Annotated in this window: 9 protein-coding genes, 2 tRNA genes and 1 pseudogene; 3 read left to right on the top strand and 9 right to left on the bottom strand. The window is 73.8% G+C overall.

Translation table 11 applies throughout. The features are described from left to right. Positions 1 to 44: 44 nt before the first annotated feature. Complete coding sequence (locus VSR01_RS19940) at positions 45 to 674, bottom strand: TetR/AcrR family transcriptional regulator (protein ID WP_442785495.1); 630 nt, start codon at positions 672 to 674, stop codon at positions 45 to 47. 149 nt (positions 675 to 823) lie between these two features. Between VSR01_RS19940 and VSR01_RS19935 the strand changes: the two genes are divergently transcribed. After that, positions 824 to 1,870 carry an aldo/keto reductase gene (locus tag VSR01_RS19935; protein ID WP_326450545.1) on the top strand — a complete coding sequence of 349 codons (1,047 nt, stop codon included), beginning with the start codon at positions 824 to 826 and terminating at the stop codon, positions 1,868 to 1,870. 63 nt (positions 1,871 to 1,933) lie between these two features. Here VSR01_RS19935 and VSR01_RS19930 read toward each other — a convergent pair. Then, positions 1,934 to 2,006, bottom strand: a tRNA-Ala gene (locus tag VSR01_RS19930). A gap of 98 nt (positions 2,007 to 2,104) precedes the next feature. Here VSR01_RS19930 and VSR01_RS19925 point away from each other — a divergent pair. Next, positions 2,105 to 2,710 (top strand): DNA-binding protein, encoded by a 606-nt coding sequence (locus VSR01_RS19925; protein WP_326450544.1) that lies wholly within the window; start codon positions 2,105 to 2,107, stop codon positions 2,708 to 2,710. Positions 2,711 to 2,826: 116 nt separating this feature from the next. Continuing rightward, positions 2,827 to 4,590, top strand: a complete 1,764-nt coding sequence (locus VSR01_RS19920; protein WP_326450543.1) for a serine/threonine-protein kinase — start codon at positions 2,827 to 2,829, stop codon at positions 4,588 to 4,590. Between the two features lie 109 nt (positions 4,591 to 4,699). Here the strand turns inward: VSR01_RS19920 and VSR01_RS19915 are convergent, their stop codons facing one another. The 7 genes and pseudogenes from VSR01_RS19915 to gyrB form a co-directional block, all read right to left on the bottom strand. Then, a complete protein-coding gene (locus tag VSR01_RS19915; protein ID WP_326450542.1) occupies positions 4,700 to 6,460 on the bottom strand; it encodes a hypothetical protein in 1,761 nt (586 codons plus the stop codon). Positions 6,461 to 6,597: 137 nt separating this feature from the next. Next, complete coding sequence (locus VSR01_RS19910) at positions 6,598 to 8,163, bottom strand: hypothetical protein (RefSeq protein ID WP_326450541.1); 1,566 nt, start codon at positions 8,161 to 8,163, stop codon at positions 6,598 to 6,600. Positions 8,164 to 8,360: 197 nt separating this feature from the next. Further along, positions 8,361 to 8,498: a DLW-39 family protein gene (locus tag VSR01_RS19905; RefSeq protein WP_326450540.1), complete on the bottom strand. Its 138-nt coding sequence runs from the start codon at positions 8,496 to 8,498 to the stop codon at positions 8,361 to 8,363. 220 nt (positions 8,499 to 8,718) lie between these two features. Further along, a tRNA-Ile gene (locus tag VSR01_RS19900) sits at positions 8,719 to 8,792 on the bottom strand. A 75-nt stretch (positions 8,793 to 8,867) separates the two neighbouring features. Beyond that, positions 8,868 to 9,535, bottom strand: a pseudogene (locus VSR01_RS19895) (DUF3566 domain-containing protein); the annotation flags it as partial. A gap of 3 nt (positions 9,536 to 9,538) precedes the next feature. Continuing rightward, the gene (gene gyrA, locus VSR01_RS19890) at positions 9,539 to 12,262 is read right to left on the bottom strand and encodes a DNA gyrase subunit A (RefSeq protein ID WP_326450539.1); all 2,724 of its coding nucleotides are present in this window, start codon (positions 12,260 to 12,262) and stop codon (positions 9,539 to 9,541) included. Between the two features lie 46 nt (positions 12,263 to 12,308). Next, positions 12,309 to 14,309 (bottom strand): DNA topoisomerase (ATP-hydrolyzing) subunit B, encoded by a 2,001-nt coding sequence (gene gyrB, locus VSR01_RS19885; protein ID WP_326450538.1) that lies wholly within the window; start codon positions 14,307 to 14,309, stop codon positions 12,309 to 12,311. Positions 14,310 to 14,515: the final 206 nt, after the last annotated feature.

Here is a 14,515-nt window from a genome sequence, read left to right as displayed (position 1 = left end):
GACGCTCCGGGACGCCGCAGGGCCCGAGAAAGCGCCTCGCCGCGCTAGGGCCGGAACCCGTCGATGGCCAGCTCCAGCAGGCGCTCCGCCTGCGCCGCACCCTCCCGCGTCGCGGGCGTGCGCCACAAGCAGCTCAGCAGCATGATCACGTCGACCGGGTCGATGCCCGCCCGCACCTCACCGGCCCGTTCGCACGCGTCGAGGAGCCGGGCGACGGCCGCGGTGACCGCGGGCCAGGAGGCGCTGACCACCTCCTGCGCCGCGGCGGAGTGCAGGGCCTCGCCGAGGCCGTGCTTGATCCGCACGTACGCGGCGAGCGTGGTGAACCAGGCGCGCAGCGCGTCCAGCGGCGCGTCGCCGTGGGCGGCGAGGACGTCGGTCACGGAAGCGACCAGGCGATCCACGTCGTGCCGGTGGACCTCCAGGATCAGCGCCTCGCGGGTCGGGAAGTGCCGGTAGAGGGTGCCGGCGCTGACGCCCGCACGCTTGGCGATCGAGTTGAGCGAGGCGTCGGGGGACTCGGCGAGCGCGTCGTGGGCGACCTGGAGGATCGCCTCGCGGTTCTTGAGCGCGTCGGAGCGCTGCCGCTCGGTCCGCGACGGCGCGGCGCGGCGCTGCTCGGCGTGCTGCGCCCCGGCATGCCGCTGCTCGGCGTGCTGCCCTGCGTCGGCCAAGGGTCCTCCCGGTGTGCGAGGCATGCGGTGGGGGCGCGGGCGCCCGGCCACCCGGCCGTCCGATTGCTAAGCGGAGAGTTCTCCGTTAGCGTGGCGGAGCAGGCGGAGAGTTCTCCGTTTGCCTCGTTCCCCATTCTAGGAGCAGTCCGTTGCGTTACATCAAGCTCGGCCGCACCGGCCTGGACGTGTCCCCCATCGCCATCGGCGCCATGACCTACGGCGAGCCCGACCGCGGCCACCCCGTCTGGTCGCTGGACGAGGCGGCCGCCCGCCCGCTGATCCGCCACGCCCTCGAAGCGGGCGTCAACTTCTTCGACACCGCCAACCTGTACTCCTACGGCTCCAGCGAGGAGATCCTCGGCCGGGCCCTGAAGGACTACGCGAACCGGGACGACGTCGTCATCACCACCAAGGTCCGCCACGAGATGCGCCCCGGCCGGCCCAACGGCGGCGGCCTGTCCCGCAAGGCGATCATGAGCGAGATCGACCACAGCCTGCGCCGCCTGGGCACCGACCACGTCGACGTCTACATGATCCACCGGCTCGACAGCGCGACCCCGCTGGAGGAGACCCTCGAAGCGCTGCACGACGTGGTGAAGGCCGGCAAGGCCCGCTACCTCGGCGCGTCCTCGATGCACGCCTGGCAGTTCGCGAAGGCGCTGCACCTCCAGGAGCGCCACGGCTGGAGCCGGTTCGTCACCCTCCAGGACCACTACAACCTGCTGGCCCGCGAGGAGGAGCGCGAGATGCTCCCGCTGTGCGCCGACGAAGGCGTGGCCACCATGGTCTGGAGCCCGCTGGCCCGGGGCCGCCTCGCCCGCCCCTTCGACCGGGCGAACGCCGGCGACCGCGCCGCCACCGACGGCTCCTACGCGGACATGCTCTACACCGACGCGGCCGCCGACCGGCGGATCGTCGACGCGGTCGGCGCCCTGGCCGAGGCCCGCGGCGTCCCCCGCGCCCAGGTCGCCCTGGCGTGGCTGCGCCGCAACCCCGTGGTCGCGGCCCCGGTCGTCGGCGCCCGCACCACCGGCCAGATCGACGACGCCGTGGCGTCCCTCGACCTCGTCCTCACCGACGAGGAGGCCCGCAGCCTGGAGGCTCCGTACACCCCTCGCCTCGACCACCAGGGCGTCTCCGACCCCCGCGAACTCGACCGCATCAAGTCCACGGTCCCCGGCTACGCCAACCTCTGAGACGCGGTGTCGCCTTCCCGCCCATGACCGGGCGAAGGGCCGCCGGCCCGCGGAGAATGAGAGTGGAGCCTAGGAGATTCGAACTCCTGACATCTGCCTTGCAAAGGCAGCGCTCTACCAACTGAGCTAAGGCCCCTCGGGGCACCAGCGTACCGGGTCCGGCGGGGTGGGCCGAGCCGGTATCGGGGGTCCGTAGGATGGTTCGCGGATCCGCGGGCGCGAAGGGGCTGACGGATGGGTACGGGGGACGCGGCGGACGGGCGGGATGCCCGGGACCGGACGCGCGAGGCGGTCGAGCTGCAGCGCACCTGGTACGGGGAGCCGCTGGGCGAGCTGTTCCGGCGGCTGATCGACGGCCTGGGGCTGGGCAACCAGGCCAGCCTCGCCCAGGTGCTGGGCCTGTCCGCGCCGATGCTGAGCCAGCTGATGAGCGGCCAGCGCGCGAAGATCGGCAACCCCGCCGTGGTCCAGCGCCTCCAGATGCTGCAGCAGCTGTCCTGGGAGGTCGCCGACGGGACCACCGGCCAGGCCGAGGCCGCCGCCCGGATGGAGCGGATCAGGAACTCCGCGGGCACCTCGGTGCTGGGCACCGCCCACTCCGGCTCCTCGGCCGGCGCCCCCTCGTCCGCCGCCTCCCGCCGCACCGCCGCACCCGCCTCGCCGCGCGAGGTCGTGCACGGCATCCAGACCGTGCTGCGCTCGGTGGCCGCCGCCGACGAGATCGCCGACGCCGTCCGCGCCCTCGCGCCCTCCCACCCGGAGCTGGCAGAGTTCCTCCGTGTCTACGGCACGGGTCGGACCGGCGACGCCCTCGACCACTACAAGGCGCACCAGGACTGACCGCGCCGGGACCGAACGCGCCAGGACCGAACGCGCGGGGGCTGACCACACCGGGACTCCACGCGCCGGGACGGACCCGACCGGACGAGGCGAGCGATACGAGGGGGCGGCGGCAGATGGGCGAGATCTTCGCGGGCCGCTACGAGCTGGTGGACCCGATCGGCCGCGGCGGCGTCGGCGCGGTGTGGCGCGCCTGGGACCACCGCAGGCGCCGCTACGTCGCCGCCAAGGTGCTCCAACAGGTCGACGCCCACGCCCTGTTGCGCTTCGTCCGCGAGCAGGCGCTGCGGATCGACCACCCCCACGTGCTGGCGCCCGAGAGCTGGGCGGCCGACGACGACCGGGTGCTGTTCACCATGGGCCTGGTCCGCGGCGGCTCGCTCTCCCACCTGATCGGCGACTACGGACCCCTGCCGCCGCGCTACGTGGCCCTGCTGCTCGGCCAGTTGCTCGCCGGGCTGACCGCCGTGCACGCCGAGGGCGTCATCCACCGCGACATCAAGCCGGCGAACATCCTGCTGGAGGCCACCGGCACCGGCACCCCGCACATCCGGCTGTCGGACTTCGGCATCGCCATGCGCAAGGGCGAGGCCCGGCTCACCGAGACCAACTACGTGGTCGGCACGCCCGGTTACTTCGCCCCCGAGCAACTGGAGGGCGAGGAACCGGACTTCCCGGCCGACCTGTACGCCGTCGGGCTCGTCGCGCTCTACCTGCTCAGCGGCAGCAAGCCCGACGCGCGGGCGATCGTCGAACGCTACCGGGCCGTCGGCACGCCCTCCGCGCCCCAGGGCGTGCCCGAACCGCTGTGGCAGGTCATCGCCGGGCTGCTGCAGCCCGACCCGCTCGCCCGCTTCCGCACCGCGAACGGCGCGCGCAAGGCGCTGGGCGCCGCCCTCGAACTCCTGCCGGACCCGGATCCCGACGAGGAGCCGGTGGAGATCTTCGACCACATCGGGCCGCTGCCCGTCGACTTCGGCCCGGACGGCCCGATCCGCCTCACCGCGGGCCCGACGCTGCGCCCCGCCCCGCCCGCGCCCGCCGGGCCCGGGACGCCGGCCTCACCACCGCCGGCCGTGCCGGTTCCGAACGCGCCCTACGTCGCGCCGCCGCCGGAGCGCCCGGTCACGCCTGCGCAGGGGTACGCGGCCCGGAGCGACGCCGCGGGGGAGCCCGGCGGCGAGGTGCGCGGCGGGGTGCACGCCGACGCCCCCGCTGAGGTCCCCGCCGAGGTCCCAGCCGAGGTCCCGGACGAGATCCCCGCCGAGGTTCCGGCCGCCGGACCCGCCCGTCCCGCGCCCGCCGCCGAGCGGCCACGCCCGGCGCCGAACGCCGACGCCGACCCGGACGCCGAACGCGCCGCCGACCCGGACGGAGGCCCGGACGCCGAACCCGCCGCTCCGGCCGCGCAGGCCCCCGCCCCGCCCGCCCCCGCGCGGGAACAAGCGCGGGCCGAGCCGCAGACCCGTTTCCGGTCCGGCCCCCGGCACGCCGCGCCGCTGCCCGCGTACGAGCCGGTCAGCCACACCAGGACCCGTCTCGACGCGGGCGCGGGCGCGCAGCCGCTGCCCGAATACGAGGCCGCGCCGCCCCACCCGCTGCCCCAGCCCCACCCGAACCACCCGACCGGCCCGACCGGTCCGAGCCCGTACGGCCCGCCCGGCGCACCCGGCCAGCACGCCGCCGCTGCCGCTGCCGCCGCCGCAAACGGACGCCCCCACGTAGCCGGCGTGCCCGGCGCACCCGGCGCGGACACCGCCTCCGCCGAACTGCCCGCCCGTGCCCCACGCCCCGGACCGCCCGCGCGGATCGCGATCCCGATGCTCGCGCTCGCCCTCCTCTGCCTGGCCGTCGGCATCGTGGCCCTCGCGGCGTCCTGACCCCCGCCCCGCCCCACGCCCGGCTCTGGCCCGCGCCCGACCCTCGTACAGTCCTCGTACAGCCCTCGCGCGGCCGGCGGACCGGGGCCGCCCGACCCCGCCCCGCCCGTCACCACCGCGGCGACCCGTACCCCGGCGGGCGCGGCGCCGTCACCGTGTCCGCCGCCGCCGTCGCACGGCGGCGCGCCAGCACGTACCAGCAGCCGAGCGTGAGCAGCAGCACCGTGGCCGCGCCGAACATCGCGAACGCGAGGAAGCGCAGCGCGCCGTGGCCCGAACCGCCGCCGCCCGCGGTGCCGTCGGCCGCCGCGACGTCGTGGGAGCTGACGCCGATCCCGGCGGCGGAGGGGTCGCCGGCGTAGTCGGGCGCGGGCTGGACGGCGCCGGAGACCTCGACGCGCAGCGTGACCGGGACCGCCCCCTGGACCGCCTCGGCGACCTTCGGGTGGACGGTCACCGCCACGTAGTACCAGCCGGCGTAGCGCACGGTGGCCACCTCGCCGTCGTCCGAGGCGCGGTTGGCGTAGGCGACCGGCGCGAGCTGCTCGCCGATCGAGACCGGCTTGCCCGCGTACGACCTGTCGTCGCCGCGCACCAGCTCGCGCACCGGGCTGTACGCGGTGACGCGCACGCCCTCGGCGACGTACGGCGAGTCGTCGGTGACCTGCGCGCTGGAGAAGTCCGTGAAGACGGTGGCCTGCTGGCCCCAGTCGACCGGCACCTTGTAGAAGCGGGTCTCACCGGGCAGCACCCGGTCCTTCCAGATGCCGGTGCGCAGCGCCGCGGCCGTCTCGAACGACGGGCCGCCGGACGCCTGGCGCGGCATGCCGGTGAGCAGCGGGGTGGGCGAGGCGGTGTCGCCGGACGAGCCGCCGAAGTCCGCGCCGGAACCGCCGTCGGCCGCGGAACCGCTCGCCGCGGCGGACGGCGCCGGGGCGCCCGGGGTCAGCCCGGGTTCGGAGACGTAGCGCAGCTCCAGCGGCCACGGCCCCGGGTCGGACGTCGCGTCGGTGGTCCTGTGCACCTCCAGCGTGTACTGGTCGGCGCTCTGGCACGAGTCCGAGTCGTCGCCGGTGACCAGCCGGGCGACCGCGGTGCCGATCGGGCGCGGGTCGCCGTCGTCGCCGAAGTGCACCTCGGCGCTGTCGCACTCGTCGCCGTCGGCGTTCTGCAACGTCAACTCGATGCCGTCGCCGTACCCCACGCGGGTGCCGGGCGGCGGCACCGCGAACACGGACACCGCGGCGGAGGAGGCGGCGTCCAGCGCGAGCCCGTAGAAGCGGGTCTCGTCCACTTTCAGGGCGTCGCGGTACGTCACGGCGGCCTTCATCTGCGGCGCGTCCGCGGTGGTGGCCGCCCCGGCGAGCGGCGCGCCTTGAGGCTGCCACACCGCGGGGCCGGCCGGCGCGGTGGTCGCGTCGGCGGCGGCGCGCCCCTGGAGCGCGGCGAGCGCGAGCAGCACGGCCGCCGACGCGACCGCGGCCCGCCCGCCCCGCCGGGCTTTCCGCCCACCCGAGCGGGGTCCGGTACGGACGGCGGTGCGTCCGGCCGCGGCTCGGGCAGCCCGGCGCACCGCCCCAGCCGTACGCGCCGCCTGCGCCGTATGCGCCGCCTGCGCCGTACGCCCGGCCCCGGCGTCCCCTCCGGCGACCGCGCCCCCGGCGGCCGTGCCCCCGGCGACCGCGCTTCCGGCGACCGCGCCCCCGAGGATCCGACCGCCGGTACGCGCGGTGTGCGGCATCGCGCCGGTCACGGCCGCCCCGTCCCCCGCCCCTGCCGTACGTGCCACGCTCGCCGTCCTCCCCGTCGTGCGCATGCTGCCCGTGCCGGTGCCGTCCGTGGTCGTGCCGTCCATGCCGGTGCCGTCCATGCCCGTGCCGTCCGTGGTCGCAGCCGCCGCGCCCGTGGCCGCGGGACCGACGCCCGCCGCGACTCTCTCACTCGCGGCCCTCCCACTCGCGTTCACACCCGCGCTCCTCACGACCGCGCCCCTGCCGTCCGTACGCCTCATGCGCCGCGTCCGTCCGTACGACCGCCGGTGCCCGCGCCGGCTCCGGCGCCCGCGCGCCTGCGGTGGACCGCGGCGACGACCGCGACGCAGACCAGCGCGGCCGCGCCGCCCGTGCCCGCCGCGAGCAGGTCCGTGCCGGTGATGCCGGACCCGGAGTCCGGCCCCGAGGCGACCGGCGCGGCGTCCGGGCCCGCCGCGCGCCGCGCCGTTGAGCCGTCGCCGCCCGACCCGCCGTCGCCGCCCGACCCGCCGTCGCCGTCCGCGCCGCCGCCGGCTTTGGCGTCGGCCCCAGCGGCGAGAGCGGGGGCGCGGTACTGCGGTCCGGCCAGCTCCGTGCCGGTGACCTGGACCCGCAGCACCACGCCGACCGCGGTGTCGCGGGCCAGCCGCGCGGCGTCGGGGCCGAGTCCGACCGCGATGACGTAGTCCCCCGCGCGGTGGGCGCCGCTCGCCTGTGCGTCGTCGACCCAGCGGTTGGTCCAGGTGACCGGCACCGTCCCGAGGCCGACCGCGGCCGGCGTGCCGTCGTACATCCGCTCGGTGTGCCCGTCCGAGGCGTCCGCCAGCGGCACCCGGCCCGGCGCGTACGCCCAGGTGGCCACGAAGGTCGAGGCGGCGGAGCCGGCGCCGTCGGCGACCGGCTCGTTGGCGAACTGGGCGGTGTAACTCAGCTGCTGTCCCCAGCCGACGTGGACGGTGTAGTAGCGGATCCGCGCCGGCAGCACGCGGTCGCGCCAGGAGCCGGTGGTGATCCGGGCCGCGTCGTTGAAGCCGGTCCCGCCGGCGACGTCCTTCGGGGCGGCGGCCGGCGGCCCGGGCGGGGCGCCGTAGTCGGTGCGGGCGGCGGCCGGCACGGTGCCTGCGGGCAGCGGCGCCTCGCGGTCGAAGCGCAGTTCCAGCGGCCAGCGGGCGCGGTCGGACGCGGCGGCGCTGGTGCGGTGCACCGACAGCAGGTAGCGGCCGGCCTTGTCGCAGCCGCCGTCGTGGTCCTGGCCGGGGATGCGGCTGACGGCCGCGGTGAGCGTCATCGCGCCCTCGGCCTGGTCGAAGTGCCGGGATTGGGTGTCGCAGGTGGCGCCGTAGCCGGTGGCGGCCTTCAGCTGGAGTTCGACGCCGTCGCCGTAGTCCACCGCGACGCCGGGCCGTGGGACCGCGGTCGCCGACAGGTCGTCGGCGGCGTCGGCGCCCAGGGTGGCCGCGTACCAGCGGGTCTCGCCGGGGCCGATGGTGTCGAGGTACTGGCCGGGGGCGATCGGCGCCGCCGCGGCCCGGCTCGCGCCGCCGGTGATCCGACGGCCCTTCAGCTCGTAGGAGGCGCCAGGGGCCCGCCCGGGAGCCTCGGCGCGGGCCTGCGCCGGGCCGAGGGCGGCGAGCAGCAGGGGCAGCGTGAGGAGGGCGAGCAGCCGCGCCGAGCAGCGCGCCGAGCACGCCGACCGGGCCAGCCGCGCCGCCCGCGCCGCCCGCGCCGCCCGCTCACGCCGCGCCGACCGCGCCGAGCACGCCGTCCGCTCACGCCGCGCCGAGCACGCCGACCGCGCCGGCCGTATCCACGGGCGTTCCATGGCGTCGCTCTCCCCCTCGTGGCCCGACCCCAACCAGTTCCGCCCGAGCAACGTCCTCTGTTTGCCGGTGCTTGCCCGGCGCCTGCCGAGGCGACTTCACGGGAGCGGCGTCACGCTCGGCGACGGCGAAGGCCCCGACCGCACCGGCGGCCGGGGCCCTGCTGCGCTCGGACGCCGCGCGGGCGTCCGGCGGCGTCTCACACGTTCGCGCCGGACCCCGGGACCGTGTCAGTGGCTTCCGTCCACAGGTCCTGCTCGGCTCGGTCCGCCTGAATCTGTCGGTAAACGAACAGCCCGGCAACCGCGGCCAGCGCGACCAGGAGAAACTTCTTCATGGCGTGACCTCCTTCATCTACGTGGGGACAGCTTCTGACGCGCCCGACTATACACAGCCGCCGATACCTGACAGTGACCTCCTGGTTGCCCTCCCGCGCGCCGCACACCCGCCCGGCCGCACCCCCGCCCGAACACGGCGGACGCCCCCCCCGGGCCACCCGCCCCGCACGGCACGGAGGGCGCCCACCCCATCAGGGTGGACGCCCTCCGCATCGCCGGTGGGGCTAACAGGACTTGAACCTGTGGCCTCTTCCTTATCAGGGAAGCGCTCTAACCGTCTGAGCTATAGCCCCGCGCTGCACCGAAAGGTTAGCGCACGGCGGGCCCGCGCCCAAAATCGGTTGTCGGGGCCCGCCGGCGGCCGGCGACTCGTCCTCGGCCAGCGTCAGCTCGACGCCGCCGACGAAGCCCGCGGACAGGTTGTAGATGAACGCGCCGAGCGTGGCCAGCGCGGTCGCCAGGACCACGTCGATCACCGCGATGACCGTGGTGAACAGCATCACGCGGCTCAGCGACAGGAACGACACCAGGTCGAAGCCGCCCTTGCCGCCCTCGGTGGAGGTCGCGTCGCTGATCGTGCCGCCGACGGTGCTGAAGACGCCGATGGCGTCGAGCACCATCCACAGCACCGCGACCGCGATGATCGTGCAGATGCCCAGCGCGATGGACAGCAGGAAGCTGACCTTCATCACCGACCACGGGTCGGCCTTGGACACCCGCAGCCGCGCCTTGCGGGTGCGCGGCACGGTGCGGGCCGCCGGCCGGGCCGGCGCACCCCGGCCGCCGCCGGATTCGCCGACGGCGCGGCGCCGCGGCCGCCCTGCGTGGCGTGCCCGCCGCCGTGGCCGCCCACCGGGCCGCCCGGGGGCGAGCCGGGCGGCGTGGGCGCGTACGCCGACGGCGGCTGGTGCGGCTGTGGCGGCTGACGGGTGTCCGTCACGGTGTATCCCCCCTCTTGAGGGCCGTCGCTGTCGGCAGAGCCATGGGTACCCCCGGTCCTCCCGGTCCCGCCCGCGGCGCCCGTGGCTCCACTCACGGCTTACTCCTCCGGTTCACCGGCCGCGGGCTCCGTGCCCTCGGCCGCAGTGTGGTGCTGGTCCTGCCCGTCCCGCGGACCGCTCTCGCCGGCCGGGACGTCCTGCTGGTCCTGCTGCTCCGCGGCGGCCTCGACGGCCGCCGCGACCGATTCTTCCTCGGCTTCGGCGTTCCGCGCGATTCCTACGACGGCATCGCGCTTGCCGAGGTTAATCAGCTGGACGCCCATGGTGTCACGGCCCGTCTCCCTGACCTCGTCGACCCGCGTCCGGATCACCCCGCCGCTGAGCGTGATGGCCAGGATCTCATCCGTCCCCTCGACCACCAGCGCACCGACCAGGGAACCCCGGTCCTCCACGATCTTCGCCGCCTTGATGCCGAGACCGCCGCGCCCCTGCACCCGGTACTCCTCGACCCGGGTGCGCTTGGCGTAGCCGCCGTCGGTGGCGGTGAAGACGAACGTACCGGGCCGGACGACGTTCATGGAGAGCAGTTCGTCACCTTCGCGGAAACTCATGCCCTTGACACCGGAGGTGGCCCGCCCCATCGGGCGCAGCGCCTCGTCCGTCGCGGTGAAGCGGATGCACTGCGCCTTCCGGCTGACCAGCAGCAGGTCGTCCTCCGCCGAGACCAGCTCGGCGCCGATCAGCTCGTCCGATCCTCCGGCGCCGCCCGCCTCGCCCTCGGCCTCCCGCAGGTTGATGGCGATCACGCCGCCCGAGCGCGGGGAGTCGTAGTCCTTCAGCGCGGTCTTCTTCACCAGCCCGGACTTGGTGGCCAGCACCAGGTACGGCGCCGCCTCGTAGTCCTTGATCGCCAGGATCTGGGCGATCCGCTCGTCCGGCTGGAAGGCCAGCAGGTTGGCCACGTGCTGGCCGCGGGCGTCGCGGCCGGCGTCGGGCAGCTCGTAGGCCTTGGCGCGGTAGACCCGGCCCTTGTTGGTGAAGAACAGCAGCCACTGGTGGGTGGTCGTGACGAAGAAGTGGTCGACGATGTCGTCCTGCTTCAGCTTGGTGCCGCGCACGCCCTTGCCGCCGCGCTTCTGCGAGCGGTAGTCCTCGGTCTTGGTGCGCTTGACGTAGCCGCCGCGGGTGATCGTGACGACGATGTCCTCCTCGGCGATCAGGTCCTCGATGGACATGTCGCCGTCGAAGGGCACCAGCTTGCTGCGCCGGTCGTCGCCGAACTTGTCGACGATGGCCTGCAGTTCCTCGCTGATGATCTGCCGCTGCTTCTCCGGGGAGGCGAGGATCGCGTTGTACTCGTTGATCTTCGCCTGCAGCTCGTCGTGCTCGGCGACGATCTTCTGCCGCTCCAGGGCGGCCAGCCGGCGCAGCTGCATCTCCAGGATCGCGTTGGCCTGGATCTCGTCGATGTCCAGCAGGCCCATCAGGCCCTCGCGCGCGGTCTCGACCGTGTCGCTGCGCCGGATCAGCGCGATGACCTCGTCGATCGCGTCGAGCGCCTTGAGCAGGCCGCGCAGGATGTGGGCGCGCTCCTCGGCCTTGCGCAGCCGGAAGCGGGTGCGCCGGACGATGACCTCGACCTGGTGGGTCACCCAGTTGCGGATGAACGCGTCCAGGGACAGGGTGCGCGGCACCCCGTCGACCAGCGCCAGCATGTTCGCGCCGAAGTTGGTCTGCAGGTCGGTGTGCTTGTAGAGGTTGTTCAGCACCACCTTGGCCACCGCGTCGCGCTTGAGCACGATCACCAGGCGCTGGCCGGTGCGCGAGGAGGTCTCGTCGCGGACGTCGGCGATGCCGCCGACCCTGCCGTCCTTCACCAGGTCGGCGATCTTCTGCGCGAGGTTGTCGGGGTTGACCTGGTACGGCAGCTCGGTGACCACCAGGCACTGCCGGTTCTGGATCTCCTCGACCTCGACCACCGCGCGCATGGTGATCGAGCCGCGGCCGGTGCGGTAGGCGTCCTCGATGCCCTTGCGGCCGACGACCAGCGCGCCGGTCGGGAAGTCCGGGCCCTTGATCCGCTCGATGAGCGCGTCCAGCAGTTCCTCGGGCTCGGCGTCGGGGTTGGCCAGGTACCACTGGGCGCCGTCGGCGACCTCGCGCAGATTGTGCGGCGGGATGTTGGTGGCCATGCCGACCGCGATGCCGGCCGAGCCGTTGATCAGCAGGTTCGGGAAGCGCGACGGCAGCACCGTCGGCTCCTGGTTGCGGCCGTCGTAGTTGTCCGTGAAGTCGACGGTCTCCTCGTCGATGTCGCGGACCATCTCCATGGCCAGCGGCGCCATCCGGCACTCGGTGTACCGCATGGCCGCCGCCGGGTCGTTGCCCGGCGAGCCGAAGTTGCCGTTGGAGTCCACCAGCGGCATCCGCATCGACCACGGCTGCGCGAGGCGGACCAGCGCGTCGTAGATCGAGGAGTCGCCGTGCGGGTGGTAGGTGCCCATCACGTCGCCGACGACGCGGGCGCACTTGTAGTAGCCCTTCTCCGGCCGGTAGCCGCCGTCGTACATCGCGTACAGCACCCGGCGGTGCACCGGCTTCAGGCCGTCCCGCACGTCGGGCAGGGCCCGCGAGACGATGACGGACATCGCGTAGTCGAGGTAGCTGCGCTGCATCTCCGTCTCGAGCCCGACGGGCTCGATGCGCAGCGTCTGGCCGTCCTCGGCGGCGAGCGGTCCGGCGGCCGCGGGGGCTGCGGGTGCTCCGGAACCCGGGCCCTCGGGGCCGTCCGCGGGCGTGGCAGGGGAGATCTCGTCGGCCATTGCTGGTGTTCAGTCCTTTCGCGGGGTGCGGCTGTGGTCGGCCGACTCAGATGTCGAGGAAGCGGACATCCTTGGCGTTGCGCTGGATGAACGAGCGGCGTGCCTCGACGTCCTCGCCCATCAGCACCGAGAAGAGGTCGTCGGCCTGCGCCGCGTCGTCGAGCGTGACCTGGCCGAGCACCCGGTGGTCCACGTCCATCGTGGTCACCCGCAGCTCCTCGGCGTTCATCTCGCCGAGGCCCTTGAAGCGCTGGATGGAGTCCTCGCGGATGCGCTTGCCGGTCTGCTTGCCCAGCTCCACCAGGGCGTCGCGCTCACGGTCGGAGTAGGCGTACTCCCAGTCGTCCCGGCCCCACTTGATCTTGTACAGCGGCGGCCGGGACAGGAAGACGTGGCCCGCCTCCACCAGCGGCCGCATGAAGCGGAACAGGAAGGTCAGCAGCAGGGTGTTGATGTGCTGGCCGTCGACGTCGGCGTCCGCCATCAGGATGATCTTGTGATAGCGCAGCTTCGAGATGTCGAAGTCCTCGTGCACACCGGTGCCGAAGGCGGAGATCAGCGCCTGGATCTCCTGGTTCTGCAGGATCTTGTCGATCCTGGCCTTCTCCACGTTGAGGATCTTGCCGCGGATCGGGAGGATCGCCTGGTACTGCGGGTTGCGGCCGGACTTGGCCGAGCCGCCGGCCGAGTCGCCCTCGACGATGAAGATCTCGCACTTCGTCGGGTCGTTGGACTGGCAGTCGCTGAGCTTGCCCGGCAGCGAGGCCGACTCCAGCAGGCCCTTGCGCCGGGTCAGGTCGCGCGCCTTGCGGGCCGCGACCCGGGCGGTGGCCGCCTGGATCGACTTGCGGATGATGTCCGAGGCCTCGTTGGGATTGCGGTCCAGCCAGTCCGTCAGGTGCTCGTGGACGACCTTCTGCACGAAGGTCTTCGCCTCGGTGTTGCCGAGCTTGGTCTTCGTCTGACCCTCGAACTGCGGCTCGCCGAGCTTGACCGAGATGATCGCGGTCAGGCCCTCGCGGATGTCCTCGCCGGTCAGGTTGTCGTCCTTCTCGCGCAGCAGCTTCTTCTCCCGCGCGTAGCGGTTGACCAGGCCGGTCAGCGCGGCGCGGAAGCCCTCCTCGTGGGTGCCGCCCTCGTGCGTGTGGATCGTGTTGGCGAAGCTGTAGACGCCCTCGCTGTACTGGGTGTTCCACTGCATCGCGACCTCGACCGACAGCAGCCGCTCCTTGTCCTCCGCCTCGATGTCGATGACGGTGGGGTGGACCAGCTCGCCCTTGCGGGAGTTGAGGTACGTCACGAAGTCGACGATGCCGCCCTCGTAGTGGTACGTCGCGGAGAGCGGCTTGCCCTCCTCGTCCACGTGGTCGGGGCGCTCGTCGGTGAGCGAGATCTTCAGGCCCTTGTTGAGGAACGCCATCTCCTGGAAGCGCCGGGTGAGCGTCTCGAAGGAGTAGTCGGTGGTCTCGAAGACGTCCGGGTCGGCCCAAAAGGTGACCGACGTGCCGGTCTCCTCGGTCGGCTCGTTCCTGGCCAGCGGCGCGGTCGGCACACCCAGCTTGTAGTCCTGCGTCCAGCGGTAGCCGTCGGTGCGGACCTCGACCGCGACGCGCGTGGACAGCGCGTTGACGACGGAGACGCCGACGCCGTGCAGACCGCCGGAGACCGCGTAGCCGCCGCCGCCGAACTTGCCGCCGGCGTGCAGCACGGTCAGCACGACCTCGACGGCCGGCTTGCCCTCGGAGGGGACGATGCCGACCGGGATGCCGCGGCCGTTGTCCACCACGCGCACGCCGCCGTCGGGCAGGATCGTGACGTCGATGGTGTCGGCGTGGCCGGCCATCGCCTCGTCGACGGAGTTGTCGACGACCTCTTGCACGAGGTGGTGCAGGCCCCGCTCACCGGTCGAGCCGATGTACATGCCGGGGCGCTTGCGCACCGCGTCGAGTCCCTCCAGCACGGTGATCGCGCTGGCGTCGTAGGACGGGTTGGAGTTCTCGTTGGGGTTGCCGGAATCGGCCACGAAGCGCCCTTTCTGGCACAGCACGAGCCGGGTCCCGCGGTACGGGATCGGCTGTGTCGTCTCACTGTCGCTTGAATGTCGCTCGACATGTTCCGCTGGGTTCCCCCCGCCGCTATGCCAGGGGAGGGCGGTCTGCGCTCAGTCTACCGGTAGCGGCGACATGAAGGGGGCTTTGGCGGTACCTGAGTTCCCATGTGCCGTCCAAAACGGCCATCGCCCGACTCCCTACA

Source organism: Actinacidiphila sp. DG2A-62 (assembly GCF_035825295.1).
Taxonomy (GTDB): Bacteria; Actinomycetota; Actinomycetes; order Streptomycetales; family Streptomycetaceae; genus Actinacidiphila.
This window is presented reverse-complemented; position numbering and strand designations above follow the sequence as displayed.